Source organism: uncultured Muriicola sp. (genome assembly GCF_947258935.1).
Classification (GTDB): domain Bacteria; phylum Bacteroidota; class Bacteroidia; order Flavobacteriales; family Flavobacteriaceae; genus Muriicola.
This window is the reverse complement of sequence record NZ_CAMYKH010000014.1, coordinates 39,278-56,992: the sequence shown is the minus strand read 5'-3', so window position 1 is coordinate 56,992 and position 17,715 is coordinate 39,278. Positions and strand designations below refer to the sequence as shown.

The window sequence follows — 17,715 nt, the reverse complement described above, 5'->3', positions numbered from 1 at the left end:
CCTAATGTTGCCAAAGGACAAAAAGTACCTGTGGCCACTATCGGAACTACGCTTCATATGAATAATGGAGAATCCTTGGTTATTAAAAAAGGAAAAATCAGAGGGGAACTAAGTGCAGGGATGATCTGTGCAGAAGATGAATTAGGATTAGGAGACAGTCATGATGGCATTATGATCCTTGAGGCAAGTATAGAACCTGGAACCCCGGTGGCCGATCTTTTTGAGATCGAGATAGATCAAGTCTTTGAAATTGGCCTCACTCCTAACAGGGCAGATGCCATGAGTCATTATGGCGTAGCGCGAGATCTAAAAGCGGGACTAAGGCAGCAAGGCATACAGAAGGAACTCATGACTCCCTCAATAAGCAATTTTAATGTGGCCAACAGGTCCTTGAAAATTGCGGTTAAGGTAGAAGATAAAACAAAGGCTCCAAGATACGCCGGCGTTACTATTAGTAATCTAATTGTTCAACCGTCCCCTAACTGGTTAAAGAACAGGCTTAAAGCAATTGGTTTAAAACCCATTAACAATGTAGTAGATGCCACTAATTATGTGCTGCATGAGTTAGGACAACCATTGCACGCTTTTGATGCAGACAGAATCTTCGGAAAAGAGATCGTGGTGAGGACCGCTATAGAAGGAACTCGTTTTATGACCCTTGATGGTGAAGAACGTATCCTGGACAAGGAAGATCTAATGATCTGCGATGCTGAAAAAGCCATGTGTATTGCAGGAGTTTTTGGTGGGATAAATACCGGTGTTACAGAAAATACAAAATCGATCTTTTTGGAAAGTGCCTATTTCGATCCGGTTTCTATCCGAAAAACGGCCAAACGTCATGGACTTAACACAGATGCCTCTTTCCGTTTTGAACGCGGAATAGACATCAATAATGTGGAATATGCTTTGCAGCGTGCTGCTTTGCTAATTTGTGAGCTCACAGGCGGGGATATCACTTCCGACATTGTTGATCTCTACCCAAAAAAGATAGAAGATCACCAGGTCTTCCTAACATTTGAGAAAATCAATGCCTTAATAGGGCAGGAAATTCCGCGTGATGTGATCAAATCGATCCTGGCCTCTCTCGACATAAAAGTAAAAAGTGTTACGGAATCTGGATTGGGCCTTGTTATTCCGTTTTACAGAATAGATGTTCAGCGCGAGGTTGATGTAATAGAGGAGATCTTGCGGGTATATGGATACAACAATATCCAATTTGAACCAAAATTAAACGCCTCTGTTGCACCTACCTCTAGATTTGAAGATCACAAACTGCAAAATAATATCGGGGATCTGTTGGCAGCTCAGGGCTTCTACGAGATCCTTTCCAATAGTTTGAGTAACCCCGACTATTCAAAGGCTTTGGATCCTTCATGGGAAAAAGGAGCAGTCACCATTCTTAACCCTCTAAGCTCTGAATTATCTGTCCTTAGACCTTCAATGCTCTTTTCTGCTCTTGAAGCAGCCGCCTATAACATCAATAGAAAGCGACCTAATTTAAAGTTATTCGAATTTGGGAAGACCTATCACAAAACTACATCTGGTCATCTGGAAAAGGAACACCTAACCCTGCTGATAACCGGAGATAGAGTACCGGAAAGTTGGACGATGAAATCCAAACCTTCAGATTTTTATTTGCTGAAGGCAGTGGTAGAACAGATCCTGGAAAAGATGGGCGTAGGTGGATATCAAACTGCCGGAATTGAATCCACTGAATATGGCGAAGGCATCCAACTTATGAAGGATAAAACTCCGCTTGTTAAAATTGGCGTGATCCAGGGAAGCCTACTAAAGATGTTCGATATAAAACAAGAGGTGCTCTTTGCCGATTTTGATTGGGCTGCGCTTCGAAAAATGGCGTCCAGAAAGCAAATTATATTTACACCCATCCCAAAATTTCCGGCAGTAAGAAGAGATTTCGCACTACTGCTCAATAAGGAGGTACCTTTTAAACAACTGAAAGAGATCGCTTATAGAACCGAAAAGAAATTATTAAAGGATCTGTCCTTATTCGACGTCTATACAGGCGATAAATTACCAAAAGGCAAGAAGTCATATGCAGTGAGTTTTACACTTCAGGATGAAACCAAAACACTCACTGACAAGAATATAGAAAAGATCATGAACAAGATCAAAAATGCGTACGAGAAACAATTGGGAGCAGAATTACGCTAGTAAATTGAAAGAGGTTTTGGTAAAATAACACTGTCAATGGTATGAATAATCCCATTGCATTGATCGCCGTCTGCCACAGTGATCTTGGCCTTATTTCCTTGCCCATCTGTAAGAACGATATCTATTCCTTCAATGGATGCTTTGATCTTTTTACCCTGTACCGAAGTAAAGGTAGCAATGCCATTGCCACGGACCAGCGCATTAAGAATCTTCGACGCGGATAGTGAACCGGCTACCATAAAATAGGTGACCATTTCTCTGAGTTCCTTTTTATTCTCTGGGCGTAAAAGATGTTTTATCTTTTCAGATGAGAGTTTACGAAAGGCACGATCTGAAGGCGCAAAAATTGTAAAAGAAGCATCGCCATCTAAGGTAAGATCGAGATCTGTAGCCTTTAAAGCAGAAATAAGCGTGGTGTAATTCCCTGCCTCTAAAGTACTTGTGTAAATGGTTTTCTTGAAGTCGGTATATCCCTCGGGCGATTGGGCTTTCATTGATGCCAATGCAACAAAGCATAATAGAACAATATACAGGCGGTATTGTTTCATAGTTATATCTAGGGACCTTTTAATCGATTAACGGTCAAAAAGTCCGACAATATACAATCTAGGAATTAGAAATTGGGGAGCGGTTGCGGTAGTAGAACGAATTTAACATAATATTAACATTAGAGAAATTTGATTTATGGGGTTGTTTTGAGGATTCCTAATCTGTATTTTTGCTGTAATTGCAAAAAGAAAAAGAATGTTATTAAAGAGAACTAATATTGAGGAGAAGCTATCTTCAATAACCAAAAAAGAAATCGCGCAGGCAGATTTACTCTCAAGTGTTTATGAGCTTTTAAGGAAGGATACTGAGAGTGAGGAGCGAATTCAGCAAAGACTTGCCGGCAAGGCGAAAGGAATTCAGAATAACTTTGACTTTGACCAGCTCGAGACAGACAAGATCTATCATATAGAACAAATAAAGAGGATCTGTATTGAATACCGACTTCGTTTTCTGGACACCAAATACTTTAAGGGAGAGATTCCCATGGAAGGGATCTCAAAAATCAAGGCCCTGGAAAAGGAGCACAATATTCAGATTGAAGGCTTTAAAATTATAGCCCCCTCTAAATTATTCAGGTTGGAAGATAAGGATGATCCCTTATTATTTGCGCCCATCGGCAATGGATATTTCTACCTTATCCATCGCTGGGGTAATGATCTGCATCCTTTACGCCGAGCATTTGCCTGGCCCTTTAAGAACATCGTTAATTTAACTTCAATTGTACTTATAATAGCTTATTTGATCACCTTGATGGTCCCTGAAGGTCTTTTTTCTAAAAATAATTCAAGTTCAGAGTTCTGGATCATATTCTTCTTTATGTTCAAGTCTATTGCCTCGGTGGTGATATTTTACGGATTTGCGCTTGGAAAGAATTTTAATCCGGCGATTTGGAATAGCAAATATTTCAACTCTTGAAACGCACCTAAATAAATAAAAAAAGCATTCTTTCGAATGCTTTTTTTATGGATATACTTTGCCTTAAACTGGCACCGAATACATTTTTTCCCGCTGCTCCCTGATACTTTTATCAGACATATAGTCATCAAAACTTGAATAGCGATCAATGGTTTGTTTAGGAGTGAGTTCTACGATCCTACTCGCTACTGTTTGAGCAAATTGATGATCATGGGTCGTAAACATCACCGTTCCCTTAAAATTCTTAAGAGAGTTGTTAAAAGCTGTAATACTTTCCAGATCCAAATGGTTGGTAGGCTCATCCAACATTAAGACGTTTGCTCTAAGAAGCATCATTCTACTCAACATGCACCTTACCTTCTCCCCTCCCGACAAAACTGTACATTTTTTGAGTGCTTCTTCTCCACTAAAAAGCATTTTTCCAAGGAAGCCACGTATATATACCTCTTCCTTTTCCTCTTCGGTCTTTGCCCACTGTCGCAGCCAGTCTACCAAATTTATATTTTCTGTAAAAAAAGAAGCGTTATCTGCAGGTAGATAGGATTGCGTGGTAGTAACTCCCCATTGGAATTTACCACTATCTGGTTTTCTATTACCGTTAATGATCTCGTATAAAGCAGAAGTTGCTCTGGAATCCCTGGATAGCAAAGCCACCTTATCTCCCTTGGCGAGATTTAGGTTTAAATTATCAAAAAGCAAGGTACCATCCTCGCTTATGGCAGACATTCCTTCAATATGCAAAATCTGATCTCCTGCCTCGCGTTCCCGGTCAAAAATAATTGCAGGATACCTGCGAGAAGAAGGCTTAATGTCTTCAATCTTAAGTTTTTCAAGCATCTTCTTTCGGGAAGTTGCCTGTTTGCTCTTGGCCACATTAGCGCTAAAGCGTAAAATGAATTCTTGTAATTCTTTGGCTTTCTCTTCAGCCTTTTTATTCTGTTGTGCCCTTTGTCTTGCAGCTAATTGACTACTCTCGTACCAGAAAGTATAGTTTCCGGAATACAGATTGAGTTTGCTAAAATCGATATCAACCACATGGGTACATACGGCATCTAAAAAATGCCGGTCGTGAGACACCACTATCACCGTATTCTCATAATTGCCAAGGAAATTCTCGAGCCACTCAATTGTTTCATAATCCAGGTCGTTCGTAGGCTCATCCATCACTAAAACATCCGGGGTGCCAAACAATGCCTGAGCTAATAAAACCCGTACTTTTAACTTGGCATCCAGATCAGACATTTGTGTAAAATGATACTCTTCCCTAATTCCCAAATTAGACAATAAGGCAGCAGCATCACTATCGGCATTCCAGCCATTCATTTCCTCAAACGCAACTTGTAATTCCCCTATTCTATCAGCATTTTCATCCGAATAGTCTGCGTATAAGGCATCTATTTCTTTTTTGATCTTATACAAGGGTTTATTTCCAATAACCACTGTTTCCAGTACAGTATGATCATCGTGAGCATTATGGTTCTGTTCCAGGACAGACATTCGTTTGCCGTGTTCCAGATGAACATGTCCTGAAGTTGGGTCCACAGACCCCGAAAGAATTTTTAGGAATGTGGATTTGCCGGCCCCATTAGCTCCTATAACCCCATAGCAGTTACCTTGTGTAAAACTTACGTTTACATCATCGAATAAAATTCGTTTTCCAAATTGTACCGATAAATTTGATACTGAAAGCATATCAGATTCTTTAAATTTTTTGCAAAAATAGACAAATTTAAGGCGATGTGCCAATAAACCTTTATTTGATCGTATTCATCGAATGTTCTTCTTCAGCGCTTATTTTTAACGCCCTATTAACAACCCCTACCCTGCGCAATGCTTAGCTTTGTTGTCATATTTAGTGGATCTTGTACATGAATAAACAGTTACTCTATATTCTTGTTGGATTGATCGCGGTTAGTTGCCTTGATAATAAAGGCAATGAGAAGCATGTTATTTTTGCAGGCGAGATCGTTAACCCTACAAGTGACCAGATAGTGCTCTTTAAGGGCGAAAATCCCGTAGATTCTGTAAAACTGGATTCCGATAACCGATTTATTTTCAGATTAGATTCTGTTTCTGAGGGGCTTCACCACTTTTACCACAACCCCGAATTACAATATGTATACATAGAAAATGGGGACAGTCTTCAAGTTCGATTAAATACTGCCGACTTTGATGAGTCATTAGTGTTTTCCGGGAAAGGTGAAGAGATCAATAATTTTTTATTGGAAATGTTTCTTGCGCGTGAAGAAGAAGAATTCTTGGTAAACTCAATTTACGAATTGGAGCCCGGAATATTTCATCAAAAGATCGACTCTTTAAGAAACATCAAATTGTCCTTACTGGAACAAACCAAAGCCGAATTTGAAATTTCTCCCAAGGCCTATGATTTGGCAAAAGCGCTTATTTCTTACAGCTCTAATATTTCCATGGAAGCCTATCCATTCTATCATAGAAGGCGAAGCGGTGAATCAAAAATGCACCAATTACCCGATTCCTTTTATGAGTACCGCAAAGATATCAACTACAATGACAAGGATCTTACTTACTTAAGGCCCTATTACAATTTTATGAAGTTTCATCTTGGGAATTTGGCTTACACAATGTGCAAAGCAGATTGTGGCGATAAAATTGAAAGAGCCAGCAGACAATTACACTTTAATGAACACAAGTTAAAGCTTATAGACAGCTTAATTACTCAGAAGGAACTTCGCGATAATCTATTCAGAAATGTAGCCATAGACTATCTATTAAAGCACGATACGGAGCAAAACAACCAGCGCTTTATTGAAGACTTCAAAAAATTATCACATAATAATACTCATAGCACAGAGATCTTTACATTATATGAAGGGATCATAAACATGCAACCGTCCAAGTCACTCCCAGATTTTACATTGTATTCTTACGGTGGTGAGGAAGTAAAGCTTATTGACATTGACCACAAATCTCCTGTGGTTTTCTATTTCTGGTCGGGTACAGAACCAGGGCATTTCAGGAACATCAGTAAACGAATAACAGAATTGAAACTTGAACACCCGGATTATCGTTTCGTTGGTATTAACTTAAGAACAGACAAAGCCAAATGGAAAGGTATGATAGACAGTAATAATCTGGATAGATCCGATCAGTTCTGGACAAGTAATTATGAGCAGGCCGTTCAAACACTTATTGTCTACAACCCCAACAAGACTATTGTTGCCAAAAATGGGGTCATTGTAGATGCCTTTGCCAACATTTACAGATCTTTTTAAAGTCTCCTTTTAGTTTCCTTTTTTGTAGTCTTCCAGGAATTTCGCTAGCCCAATGTCGGTAAGTGGATGTTTCAACAATCCTTCAATGGCTGACAACGGTCCTGTCATCACATCGGCCCCTAATTTTGCACAATCTATAATATGCATGGTATGCCTAATGGAGGCAGCAAGGATCTGCGTTTGATAACCGTAATTATCATAAATAAGCCTTATTTCGGCAATGAGATTAAGTCCGTCTGTAGAAATATCATCCAATCTTCCTATAAATGGGGAAACATAAGTAGCTCCGGCTTTTGCGGCTAATAAAGCCTGTCCGGGTGAGAATACAAGCGTACAATTGGTTCTGATCCCTTTATCTGAAAAATATTTTAGTGCCTTTACTCCATCTCGGATCATCGGGACCTTAACTACAATTTGATCGTGTAACTCCGCTAACTCCTCCCCTTCTTTGATCATGCCTTTTAAATCCGTAGCAATCACCTCTGCAGATACATCTCCATCAACAATATTACAGATATCAACATAATGCTTTAGGATATTATTTCGACCAGTGATCCCCTCTTTGGCCATAAGAGATGGGTTGGTAGTGACCCCATCTAATACACCCAATTCCTGAGCATCCCTTATCTGATCTAAATTTGCAGTATCAATAAAAAATTTCATAGGTTCTTGTTTTGTTTAACGATTTCTATTGGCATTTTTTTAAATGCCTTACAAAGCTACAACTTATAATGATTTCGCAGTAAATTCTCATAAACTTTACCGGGAAGAATCTTTTTAAGGACCAAGGAGAATTTTTGCATAAAGCTGCCTACTTTGTAGTGAACTTTTGGAGCTCCACTCTGTAAGATTTTATATACTTTTTTAGCAACTTCTATAGGATCTCCTGCCTTGTCCACATCATCGTTGATCATCTTCAGCGTTTTTTCGTAGGGTACTTTGTAGGGAGATTCTTTGATAATTGGAGCATGAAAGCGACCAGCTGCAATGTTGGTGGCAAAATCGCCGGGGGCTAGTGTTGAAATATGAATTCCAAATTTCTTGGTTTCCAGTCGGATTGCTTCTGTAGCCAGATCGAGTGCTCCCTTGCTGGCTGAATAAATGCCTCTGTATGGCAGCCCCATCTTGCCGGCAATAGAAGTAATATTGACGATACGCCCTTGCTGCTGCGACCGCATGATGGGCAAGCATGCCTTCATCACGTTCAAGGGCCCAATAAAATTAGTTTCAAAGGCATTTTGAATAGCCTCGTTTGGGGTCTCTTCTATAGGTCCGGTGATCCCGATTCCTGCATTGTTGATCAGGATATCTAGTGTGCCTTCTTTCTTAAGCAATAATTGAAGTGCTGCACGGATGGTTTCTGTCTCGCGCACATCGAGCTCTAAAAGCTCAAAATCTGTAAATCCTTGATTTTTTTGAAGATCTCGTGTGGTACCGTAAACGGTGAAGCCCTTATCTTTAAGGAAGTTCCCAATTGCTCTCCCTATCCCGGAAGAACCTCCTGTTACCAGTACAACTTTATTGCTCATAGGTCTTACAAAGAAACAAATAATTGACGCCGGGGACAAACAAGATGAAACATTATAAATTTAGGAAGTTTACTCACTTTTGGGCATAAAAAAAAGGCAAGCTACCTACATCGCACCGCTACAACCATATACCCTTGCTGCGTTCCCACCCTGGGGGATTCTACAGGAGCTGGTCGTGTAGGACTTGCCTCATGCAAATATACAACCTTTTAAATATGAGACAATCGTTTTAGAATCTTAAATTATTAAATTAACTTGCTCTAAATCTACTCTTGTCTATGAATTTCATTAAGTATTTTATCCTTAATGGCCTGGTGCTATTTTTTCTAAGTTGCGGAGGGGAGAAAGATCCCTCTTCATTTTTTTCAATTCAATTTGAGAAGAACAAAAAGGAATTTCAGCAATTCGATACAATTCGTCCTGCCATTGGCAATAAAAAAGAATTTCCTATAGATTCCATTCGGTTTTCTATCGCCGGTGAAGACCTTCCGTACAATAATGATCAATTAGTTCTAAGAGTATCTAAATTAGGAGCACAAACCTTAAAGGCCCATTTCAAATCTGAAGGAAATGTAATTGAGATTAGCAAGGAAATAAAGATCCTGGCTCCTATAGCCCCTGCATTGTATACCTATGAAATTATAAATGAGTATCCACATGACATGCAAGCCTTTACCCAGGGACTGGAATTCTATCAGGATACGCTTTATGAGAGTACAGGCTCTGGAAATGGAGCAAAATCGTTTGTTCGCAAACTAGATTTTAAGACCGGACAAGTATTCAAACAAGTTGATCTTGATACAAAATATTTTGGCGAAGGAATTACCGTACTCAATAACAAATTGTATCAACTAACCTGGCAAAGTAAAGTTGGGTTCTTATACAATGTATCGGATTTGGAACGAATAGATCAATTTCAATATGGCCAGAGTAAGGAAGGATGGGGCCTTTGCAATGATGGGACACACATTTTCAAAAGCGATGGTTCTGAACGCATTTGGTTGCTTAACCCTGAAACGCTGGTGGAAGAAGACAACATACAGATCGTTACCAACAAGTCTATTTTTAACAAGGCGAACGAATTAGAATATGTGGAAGGAAAGATCTATGCCAATGTGTGGCAAAAAGAAAGTATCAATGGCATTGCCTATCACCCTACGCGGAAAACCTTTTTTGTGACCGGAAAGAATTGGGATACGATGTTCGAGATCTCACTTAAAAGAAAGGAATAAATGACCTTTGAAATGACCAGGGTAGTAACCGAAGAAGATCTTGATGATCTGGACCATGTAAACAATGTTCGCTACGTTCAATGGATACAGGATATCTCAAAAGAACACTGGCAATCTTATGCCCCGGAAGCGCTGCGCAACCAAGCCATCTGGGTTGTAAAACAACATTTAATTGAATATAAGAATTCTGCTAAACTGGGTGATACAATAAGAATGAGTACCTATATCGAGAAGTCTGAAGGGGCTATTTCTACCAGGGTTGTGCAAATGCATGATGAACAATCTAAATTACCCTTGTTGCGCTCAGAGACCGAGTGGTGTCTTCTTAATGCCGCTACGCTGCGCCCAATGAGGATATCAGAGGAGATCCGTTCTGTTTTTATTGACGAGCCAAGCACCTGACCCCATTCCATGAGATACCTCATTCCCATATTACTAGTACTAAGTTGCCTTATCTGGGTGACCTCTTGCAGAAAAGATTTTGAGTATGATGCAAGCAACGGAGATCTTCAATTTTCGAAGGACACTGTCTTTTTAGATACCGTCTTTACTAATATAGGAAGCAGTACCTACAGTTTAAAAGTGTACAATAGAAGTGGGAATGACATAGAAATTCCCAGTATTTACCTGGAAGATGGTATTAATAGCAAGTACAGGCTCAATGTTGAGGGTGTTGCAGGTAATTCATTTGAGAATATTTCGCTTTATGCCCGGGATAGTATGTATATTTTTATTGAGACCACTTATGATATAGCACCCGCCAATCTTAACGAATTCTTATATATTGATAACTTACTTTTCGATTCAGGAGTGAATGAACAGCGTATCCCTTTAGTAACATTGGTAAAAGATGCAGTATTCTTATATCCTTCTACCCTGGCCGATGGCAGTAAAGAAAGTCTGTTACTGGGTTTAGACGAGCAAGGGAACGAGCTGCGGATAGAAGGATTTGTTCTAGACGATGATGAACTCAATTTCACCAGCGAAAAGCCCTATGTGATCTATGGGTATGCCGCAGTTTCTGAAAACAAGGTTTTAACCGTTGAGGCAGGATCCCGACTGCATTTTCACGAAAATTCTGGAATCCTTGTTGGTACCGGAGGAAGCCTCAAGATCAATGGTTCACTTAGTGAAGATCCCGGACTCCTGGAAAACGAGGTGATCTTTGAAGGCGATCGATTGGAACCCGAATTCTCTACTGTACCCGGGCAGTGGGGCACACTTTGGCTGGCACCCGGAAGTGCAGAGAATGAGATTTCGTATCTCACACTAAAAAATGCAACGGTGGGGATACTGGCAGAGGGTAATCCGGGAGCTGCCTCCCCTACGCTGACGATAAAGAATTCACAGGTATACAATAGCACAGTCGTAAATTTGTGGGGCAGAAACACCTCAATAGAGGCAGAAAATTTAGTCCTGGGGAATGCAGGGAATCACAGCTTATTATGTACCCTTGGCGGTTCATATAGTTTTCTTCACAGTACCATAGCCAATTATTGGAGTAATGGTTTTAGAACAGGAGCAGCAATAAGGATCAGTAACTTCGAAACAGATGGCTCAGGAGAAATAACCGGCGCTAACTTGTTAAAAGCAGATCTTATCAACTGTATCATTGATGGGAATACAAGCAGGGAATTGGATCTTGAGGATACCGAGGGATTTGATTTTAACTATTTATTTTCTCATGTGCTCCTGAAATTTGTGGATACCGGCGGACAATTCGCCAATGATCCTCTTTATGATTTTAGTGATACTAATTTTTATAAGGAGATCTACCTCAACACTGAAGCCGACTTTATTGATCCATTGCGAAACGATTTCAAAATAGGAAACAATTCTTCCGCATTTGGAAAGGCAGAATTAGATACAGCCCTTTTGGTACCCTACGATCTGCTTGGCAGAGACCGCAGTATAGATCCTGCTTTGGGGGCATATCAGCCCGAGCTCTAGAATCAAAAAGTAACTTTTTTTTATATTTGTAAGAATATTCTTTCTTTTATATTGATTTTCAGTATATTAGCTACTAAAACCATATATATTCTAAGGGAAATATATAGTCCTTTCTCACAAAGGTTCACTAATTTTCCCACAAGGTTGGGTCTATGGAGTATACTTACACCATAATTGATGCGGACGCCACTTCCAATTTGCAATTACAGCATTATCTGGAAGACTATGGTGATTTTATCTGTGCAGATAGGGTAAGAGACAGCAGGGAAGGAATAAATTCCATTTTAAAACACTTGCCAGACCTTGTTTTCATCAACTTATCTGATCTGGCAATGGATTATTTTCTGATGGTCTCAGAATTACATCAGTACATGAACGAACTTCCTTTGATCATTGGGATCGCTAAAAGCAAGGAATATGCATACCATGCTATAAAGAATGGTTTTTATGACTACTGGCTAATGCCGTATAATGAATTAGATATACGCAAAACGCTGCTCAGACTTAAAAAGCAGCATCCCAAAGAAGTAAGCTCTCATACCATTTGTTTAAAATCGTACAAGGACTTCCAGTATCTCGATACAGATGAGATCTTGTACCTCCAGGCTGATAATAATGCCACTGATTTTATTATGAAAGATGGAAGTGTTATCAGTGCCTTTAAAACCTTAAAGACCTTCGAAAAAAGCTTGCCAAAGAATTTTATTCGTGTACATCAGAGTTATATCCTGAATGTAGATTACGTCTCAAGGATCAATTACGGTAAGAATATCTGCGCCTTAAAAACAGGAAAAAAACAACTGCCCTTCTCAAAGACCTATAAGGAGAACATAGACAGTTTAAAAAAGGTGCTCTCCAGAAACGCCATCTCTACCCTTAAATAACAAAATTCTTCCAAAACTGGTGCTTTCCCTCACAGATGTGGTGGGTTTACTAAAACATTGTAGCTAATACAATAGGCTTACACTACTCCTCCTAGATTAGTAAGAAATATTTTAACTCACTAAAACAAATAATAATGAAAAAATTAGCCTGTATTTTTGCATTAGCCCTTTTAAGTTCTACCATGTTCTCCTGCACCAATGATTCTGCCGAAGACCAGACCCTTTACGAACAATCTACCGATGGAAATGATCACCCTCCAACAGGTCGTGATGGATAGTCCAAATAATATTTAGGAATGATAGAGGAGTCTTAGGTTAATTAAGGCTCCTTTTTTTATCTTGTATCCCGAAATAAGATGAAACCCTACCCCATGACCAGAATTTTAGTGGTATTGCTCTTTTTTATTATCCTCATAGGTTCATGCAAAAAAAATAGTGAGAAGCCATATGATCAACACTATATTGTCCTTATAGACAGTTTGGATAATTGGATAGAAATGGCCAAGAATCCTGTTACCAGTAGAGATGTTAGCTTACCTAAACTTTTGAAGATTTCCCAGATCATTGATACGATCTCAATAGATTCTTTAAGGGTAAAATACTTGTCGGAATTATCGCTAGCCTATTACACAGTCCGTGATTCTATTAATTTCTTAAATACGAATAAGGAATTGGAGGTCTTTGCTATAAAAATTAAAGATTCAACTAAATTGGCAGAAGCCTATTGGGATAAGGGGGAATATTTCAATTGGGGGAGTGTTAGGAAACGAGATAGTGCTTATTATTATCTTTCCAAAGCTCAAAAGCTTTTTGATTTACGAGGTGAAAATCTACAATCTGCTAGATTATTAAGGAGCATGGCCAGTATTCAAACAGCTGTTCATGATAATACGGGAGCCTTGGTAACCATGACAGAAAGTCTTAAATTATTAAAGCCCCTTAAAAATAATAAAAGACTATATGAGGCCTACAATACGATGGGCATTGCAGCAGCTGCGCTGGAAGAGTACGACGAGGCTTTTGAATACTACAATCTTGCGGATCAATACCTAAATAAAACAAAACCGGCAAATACCGATCTTGTAACCATTTATAATAATATTGGGCTATTGTATTATAAAAAAGGTGATTTTGCAAATGCCAAAATTGAGTATGAGAAGGCCCTTAATATTGATAGTCTATATCTTTTAAGGCCTATTACTTATGCCAGAGTTTTAGATCATCTTGCTATGACCAATCTAAAGTTAGGTGAAACCACCTCGGTAGAGAACGATCTGACTAGAGCGCTTTATATACGCGATAGCATTGGGGACCTCGAAGGCCTTTCACTTAACTACTACAATTTGTCATTATTTATGAAGGAGTCAGGAAATACAACAGATGCGTTTATCTATGCTCAGAATTCAAGGGATCTTTCCAAACAGATCGACAATAACCTGCGGTATATGGAATCACTGAATCTATTGGCCGAACTGGATCCTGGCAATGCAATCAGCTACAATAAGGAATATATCCGGATATCAGATAGTTTGCAACAGGAAGAACGCCAGATCCGTAATAAATTCAATAGAATTCGGTTTGAAACAGACGAAACCTTAGCCAAAAACCAGCAACTGTCCAAACAGCGGCTGGTATGGATCGGGGTTGCCACCGGAGTAGTACTTTTAGCAATGGCACTTTTTATAATCGTCATACAGCGGATCAAAAACCAACGACTTAAATTTCAGCAACAACAACAAGAAGCTAACCAGGAGATCTTTAACCTGATGCTTGCCCAGAAACAGAAAGTGGAAGAAGGGAAGCAATCTGAACAAAAAAGGATCTCAGAAGAATTACACGATGGGGTGCTAGGAGAGATGAATGGCGTACGAATGATCTTACTGGGCCTCAATAAAAAAGCGGATGATGCTGCAGTGGCCTTACGGGAGCAGGCTATTGAGAAGTTGAAAGATGTGCAGGAAGAGATCCGATCTATCTCGCACGAACTGAATGACACCTCTTACCAGAAGTTGAATAACTTTATGAGTTCCGTTGAAGAATTATTAAAGACCATTTGCGAACCTGCCGGTATAAAATATGATTTTACCTTTGACCAGGATCTGGACTGGGACAATCTGGAGGGGATCACTAAGATCAACCTTTATCGAATATTACAGGAAAGTTTGCAAAATTGTGTAAAACATGCCGCTGCCACCACTGTCTATATTTCTTTTGAAACCAATGAAAAGGATATGTTGATCAGTATTCAGGATAATGGGCGTGGTTTTGATACCTCAAAAGGTAAAGCAGGCATTGGCCATAAGAACATAAAATCGCGTATAGAAAAAATAAAAGGCAGGTGGCATCTTAGGAGCGCCCCCGGAATTGGTACGACAGTTCTTCTGGAAATCCCGTTGGAACATATTTCGCAGGATACAAAAAAAGAAATATCTTTACCTATGGACCTGCAGAAAGTTTAAAATTAAACGTATGAAGACGGTAAAGATCTTAGCAGTAGACGATCATGAAATGACCACCCTTGGGTATAAATTTATCCTGGAAGACACAGAATTTGAGGATTTCAAAGTTCAGATGGATACCGCCAAATCCTATGCTGATGCAAAAAAAAGAATTGAAGAAACTGCTGAGGGCATTATCTATGATATTCTCTTATTGGATATTCAACTTGCCAATCCAACCGATGGCCCTGCAAAGACCGGAGAAGACATTGGAATATTTGCCAGAAAAGTGTCTCCAGATACCAAGATTGTTTTTATGTCCTCCTTTAGTGATAATTACCGTATCAATAGTATTATGCAAACGGTAGATCCGGAAGGGTATATGGTGAAGTCGGAGATCGATCAGAAATCACTGCAAGCCATGGTAAGTACTGTTCTTACTTCTCCCCCCTATTACACTCAGAAAGCGCTGGTAGCCATTCGTAGGAAGATGGCTCAGGATATCTCGCTAGATGACAATGATAAAAAAATACTGTACTACCTCTCTATAGGTACCAAGACCAAAGACATGGTGAACTTCATTTCTCTTTCCCTCCCGGGAATAGAGAATAGAAAACGCCAGCTTAAATCACTTTTTGGTGTTGAAAAACAAAATGATCAGGCTTTGATCACCGCATCCCGAAACAGAGGGTTCATTTAGATTTTATACAACTTTATCTGAATATTAGGCTATAATTCTTCATAAACCTGGCTTTTCAAGGCGAAACCTTACAAAGTCTATGGTTTTTATATACTACTCTGCCAAAAATTAACATTAAATTTACATTAGAGAACCTTCAAATGAGTTGCTATGCCTCACAGGTTTAATAAAGTTGACGCTCAGTTTACTTCCGGCGAAAGAGGGAAATGTGATATCCTTGGGCTGGAGTCACTGAATAACAGCCTTGAAAAAGACTACTTTTCTAATGTAACCATACGCAATTCTGCGGTTTGCTGCGAACAAAATAATCTTGTCATTGAACTAAACTGTGCACTAAGCCTGCATGAAGTTCTATTCCATATTCAACAAGGAACTTGGGGAACTGTCCAGCCTGTGCTTGTAAATAAAGGACTCACAGTGCTAAGTAAGCACATGCAGAGCATAAGGGAAATAAATAATACGTTTATTGATGTAGAAGAACTTTCTTTTTTCCTGAAAGACTGCAGCATAATTATTAAAAAGCTGGGGCCGGAGAGTGTAGAACACGAATTAGATACCATTCTAAGCACTTTGGCTGAAAATTATGTCTATATCACCCGCCATCTCTCTGAAACACCCAGTGAAATTTTTATTCCGGTATATGAGGAAGTCTCCTCCGGGGATCATATTACCAGATTAGCAGGGCCATTAAGGATAGATCAAAAGGGTTATTACTCCTATTGGGGACTCTACTTTGAAAGAGATATTGAAGCAGTTATTTACGACCTCGAGGGTAAAAATATTATTTCTGGAGATCTAAACTTGCTAAACCTATAAAAAGAGGACGCTTTCTCATCATCTTATTTACATTTTCCTTTACTCCTGAAATAACTTCCTCATCTTTAGGGTGACTAAGAACCTCATCGATAAAGGATACGATGATCTTCATGTCATCTTCATTTAACCCGCGTGTTGTAACCGCCGCAGTCCCAAAACGTATTCCTGAGGTAATAAATGGTGATTTGTCATCAAAGGGAACCATATTCTTGTTGGCCGTAATATCTGCTTTTACCAATACATGTTCAGCTTCCTTCCCGGTTATATTTTTATTGCGAAGATCAATAAGCATCATATGATTGTCTGTACCTCCAGATATGATTTTATAATCCCTTGCAACAAAAGCCTCGGCCATGGCAGCAGCATTCTTTTTTACCTGGATCATGTAATGCAAGAACTCCTCTGTGAGGGCTTCGCCAAAAGCAATGGCTTTTGCGGCAATAATGTGCTCTAACGGGCCACCCTGATTCCCCGGAAATACGGCTAAATCGATTAAAGCCGACATTTTTCGGAGGTTACCATTCTTTAAACGAATTCCAAAGGGATTTTCAAAATCTTGCCCCATCATAATAAGCCCTCCCCTTGGACCCCTGAGTGTTTTATGAGTGGTTGTGGTCACAAAATGAGCATGTGGCATAGGATCGTTTAAGATACCCTTGGCGATCAATCCGGCCGGATGCGCAATATCTGCAAGTAATAAGGCGTCTACACTATCGGCTATTTCCCTGAATCGTTCAAAATCCATATCCCTCGAATACGCTGAAGCGCCGGCAATAATAAGTTTTGGCCTTTCCTTTAGCGCGATCTCCTGAATGATATCATAATTCAACATTCCGGTAGACTCTTCTACTCCATAAAAGGTGGGGCGATATAATTTCCCTGAAAAATTTACTGGTGAACCATGGGTTAGATGCCCGCCATGAGAGAGATCGAATCCCAGAATTGTATCGCCGGGCTGCAAACATGCCTGAAAAACAGCGGCATTGGCCTGTGATCCGGAATGAGGCTGAACATTGGCATACACAGCGCCAAACAACTCTTTTGCCCGCTCAATAGCAATTGTTTCAACTTGATCTACAATTTCGCATCCTCCGTAATATCGCTTACCGGGATAGCCTTCTGCATACTTATTGGTAAGAACAGAGCCTGCAGCTTCCATAACCTGTGGACTCGCAAAATTTTCCGAGGCAATGAGTTCTATTCCGTTTACCTGACGTTCTTTTTCGGCAGCGATCAGTTCAAATATTTGCGTATCCCTTTTCATAAATGATGTTTT

General features: G+C 39.6%; 16 protein-coding genes and 1 other RNA gene. 11 read left to right on the top strand and 6 right to left on the bottom strand.

Annotated features, from left to right (window positions below; genetic code table 11):
* Positions 1-2,175: phenylalanine--tRNA ligase subunit beta (gene pheT, locus Q0X72_RS04170; RefSeq protein WP_297762311.1), on the top strand; the 2,175-nt coding region annotated here is incomplete at its 5' end.
* Here the strand turns inward: pheT and Q0X72_RS04165 are convergent.
* Complete coding sequence (locus Q0X72_RS04165) at positions 2,172-2,723, bottom strand: fasciclin domain-containing protein (RefSeq protein WP_297762309.1); 552 nt, start codon at positions 2,721-2,723, stop codon at positions 2,172-2,174. The genes pheT and Q0X72_RS04165 overlap by 4 nt on opposite strands.
* Positions 2,724-2,919: 196 nt before the next feature.
* On the opposite strand from Q0X72_RS04165, the gene Q0X72_RS04160 reads away from it, so the two are divergent.
* Entirely contained in the window at positions 2,920-3,639 is a 720-nt protein-coding gene (locus Q0X72_RS04160) for a hypothetical protein (RefSeq protein WP_297762307.1), read from the top strand.
* 63 nt (positions 3,640-3,702) lie between these two features.
* Here Q0X72_RS04160 and Q0X72_RS04155 read toward each other — a convergent pair whose 3' ends face one another.
* Positions 3,703-5,331 (bottom strand): ABC-F family ATP-binding cassette domain-containing protein, encoded by a 1,629-nt coding sequence (locus Q0X72_RS04155; protein WP_297762305.1) that lies wholly within the window; start codon positions 5,329-5,331, stop codon positions 3,703-3,705.
* A 176-nt stretch (positions 5,332-5,507) separates the two neighbouring features.
* On the opposite strand from Q0X72_RS04155, the gene Q0X72_RS04150 reads away from it, so the two are divergent.
* Positions 5,508-6,890, top strand: a complete 1,383-nt coding sequence (locus Q0X72_RS04150; RefSeq protein WP_297762303.1) for a transaldolase — start codon at positions 5,508-5,510, stop codon at positions 6,888-6,890.
* A gap of 9 nt (positions 6,891-6,899) precedes the next feature.
* Here Q0X72_RS04150 and fsa read toward each other — a convergent pair whose 3' ends face one another.
* The 3 genes from fsa to ffs all read right to left on the bottom strand — a co-directional run bounded on the left by fsa (position 6,900) and on the right by ffs (position 8,609).
* The gene (gene fsa, locus Q0X72_RS04145) at positions 6,900-7,553 is read right to left on the bottom strand and encodes a fructose-6-phosphate aldolase (protein ID WP_297762301.1); all 654 of its coding nucleotides are present in this window, start codon (positions 7,551-7,553) and stop codon (positions 6,900-6,902) included.
* A 56-nt stretch (positions 7,554-7,609) separates the two neighbouring features.
* Entirely contained in the window at positions 7,610-8,419 is an 810-nt protein-coding gene (locus tag Q0X72_RS04140) for an SDR family oxidoreductase (protein WP_297762299.1), read from the bottom strand.
* Between the two features lie 91 nt (positions 8,420-8,510).
* An RNA gene (ffs, locus tag Q0X72_RS04135) (signal recognition particle sRNA small type) lies at positions 8,511-8,609 on the bottom strand.
* Positions 8,610-8,697: 88 nt separating this feature from the next.
* On the opposite strand from ffs, the gene Q0X72_RS04130 reads away from it, so the two are divergent.
* The 8 genes from Q0X72_RS04130 to Q0X72_RS04095 all read left to right on the top strand — a co-directional run bounded on the left by Q0X72_RS04130 (position 8,698) and on the right by Q0X72_RS04095 (position 16,439).
* Positions 8,698-9,651 carry a glutaminyl-peptide cyclotransferase gene (locus tag Q0X72_RS04130; RefSeq protein ID WP_297762297.1) on the top strand — a complete coding sequence of 318 codons (954 nt, stop codon included), beginning with the start codon at positions 8,698-8,700 and terminating at the stop codon, positions 9,649-9,651.
* Positions 9,652-10,053 (top strand): thioesterase family protein, encoded by a 402-nt coding sequence (locus tag Q0X72_RS04125; protein ID WP_297762295.1) that lies wholly within the window; start codon positions 9,652-9,654, stop codon positions 10,051-10,053.
* A gap of 9 nt (positions 10,054-10,062) precedes the next feature.
* Positions 10,063-11,601 (top strand): hypothetical protein, encoded by a 1,539-nt coding sequence (locus tag Q0X72_RS04120; RefSeq protein WP_297762293.1) that lies wholly within the window; start codon positions 10,063-10,065, stop codon positions 11,599-11,601.
* Between the two features lie 152 nt (positions 11,602-11,753).
* The gene (locus Q0X72_RS04115; RefSeq protein WP_297762291.1) at positions 11,754-12,485 is read left to right on the top strand and encodes a LytTR family transcriptional regulator DNA-binding domain-containing protein; all 732 of its coding nucleotides are present in this window, start codon (positions 11,754-11,756) and stop codon (positions 12,483-12,485) included.
* A gap of 134 nt (positions 12,486-12,619) precedes the next feature.
* Complete coding sequence (locus tag Q0X72_RS04110) at positions 12,620-12,763, top strand: hypothetical protein (RefSeq protein ID WP_297762290.1); 144 nt, start codon at positions 12,620-12,622, stop codon at positions 12,761-12,763.
* A 93-nt stretch (positions 12,764-12,856) separates the two neighbouring features.
* Positions 12,857-14,944 carry a tetratricopeptide repeat protein gene (locus Q0X72_RS04105; RefSeq protein WP_297762288.1) on the top strand — a complete coding sequence of 696 codons (2,088 nt, stop codon included), beginning with the start codon at positions 12,857-12,859 and terminating at the stop codon, positions 14,942-14,944.
* A 10-nt stretch (positions 14,945-14,954) separates the two neighbouring features.
* Positions 14,955-15,623, top strand: a complete 669-nt coding sequence (locus tag Q0X72_RS04100) for a histidine kinase (protein ID WP_297762286.1) — start codon at positions 14,955-14,957, stop codon at positions 15,621-15,623.
* A 150-nt stretch (positions 15,624-15,773) separates the two neighbouring features.
* The gene (locus Q0X72_RS04095; protein WP_297762284.1) at positions 15,774-16,439 is read left to right on the top strand and encodes a hypothetical protein; all 666 of its coding nucleotides are present in this window, start codon (positions 15,774-15,776) and stop codon (positions 16,437-16,439) included.
* Here the strand turns inward: Q0X72_RS04095 and glyA are convergent.
* Positions 16,405-17,703, bottom strand: a complete 1,299-nt coding sequence (glyA, locus tag Q0X72_RS04090; protein ID WP_297762282.1) for a serine hydroxymethyltransferase — start codon at positions 17,701-17,703, stop codon at positions 16,405-16,407. The two genes, Q0X72_RS04095 and glyA, sit on opposite strands and share 35 nt — an antisense overlap.
* Between the last annotated feature and the right edge of the window lie 12 nt (positions 17,704-17,715).

What these genes read in the sequence shown, in the direction of transcription:
- Q0X72_RS04100 (WP_297762286.1), top strand. Translation starts at nt 14,955, where the DNA reads ATGAAGACGGTAAAGATCTTAGCAGTAGACGATCATGAAATGACCACC.
- Q0X72_RS04115 (WP_297762291.1), top strand. Translation starts at nt 11,754, where the DNA reads ATGGAGTATACTTACACCATAATTGATGCGGACGCCACTTCCAATTTG.
- Q0X72_RS04110 (WP_297762290.1), top strand. Translation starts at nt 12,620, where the DNA reads ATGAAAAAATTAGCCTGTATTTTTGCATTAGCCCTTTTAAGTTCTACC.
- Q0X72_RS04165 (WP_297762309.1), bottom strand. Translation starts at nt 2,723, where the DNA reads ATGAAACAATACCGCCTGTATATTGTTCTATTATGCTTTGTTGCATTG.
- fsa (WP_297762301.1), bottom strand. Translation starts at nt 7,553, where the DNA reads ATGAAATTTTTTATTGATACTGCAAATTTAGATCAGATAAGGGATGCT.
- Q0X72_RS04160 (WP_297762307.1), top strand. Translation starts at nt 2,920, where the DNA reads ATGTTATTAAAGAGAACTAATATTGAGGAGAAGCTATCTTCAATAACC.
- Q0X72_RS04120 (WP_297762293.1), top strand. Translation starts at nt 10,063, where the DNA reads ATGAGATACCTCATTCCCATATTACTAGTACTAAGTTGCCTTATCTGG.
- Q0X72_RS04105 (WP_297762288.1), top strand. Translation starts at nt 12,857, where the DNA reads ATGACCAGAATTTTAGTGGTATTGCTCTTTTTTATTATCCTCATAGGT.
- Q0X72_RS04095 (WP_297762284.1), top strand. Translation starts at nt 15,774, where the DNA reads ATGCCTCACAGGTTTAATAAAGTTGACGCTCAGTTTACTTCCGGCGAA.
- Q0X72_RS04125 (WP_297762295.1), top strand. Translation starts at nt 9,652, where the DNA reads ATGACCTTTGAAATGACCAGGGTAGTAACCGAAGAAGATCTTGATGAT.
- Q0X72_RS04150 (WP_297762303.1), top strand. Translation starts at nt 5,508, where the DNA reads ATGAATAAACAGTTACTCTATATTCTTGTTGGATTGATCGCGGTTAGT.
- Q0X72_RS04155 (WP_297762305.1), bottom strand. Translation starts at nt 5,331, where the DNA reads ATGCTTTCAGTATCAAATTTATCGGTACAATTTGGAAAACGAATTTTA.
- Q0X72_RS04140 (WP_297762299.1), bottom strand. Translation starts at nt 8,419, where the DNA reads ATGAGCAATAAAGTTGTACTGGTAACAGGAGGTTCTTCCGGGATAGGG.
- Q0X72_RS04130 (WP_297762297.1), top strand. Translation starts at nt 8,698, where the DNA reads ATGAATTTCATTAAGTATTTTATCCTTAATGGCCTGGTGCTATTTTTT.
- glyA (WP_297762282.1), bottom strand. Translation starts at nt 17,703, where the DNA reads ATGAAAAGGGATACGCAAATATTTGAACTGATCGCTGCCGAAAAAGAA.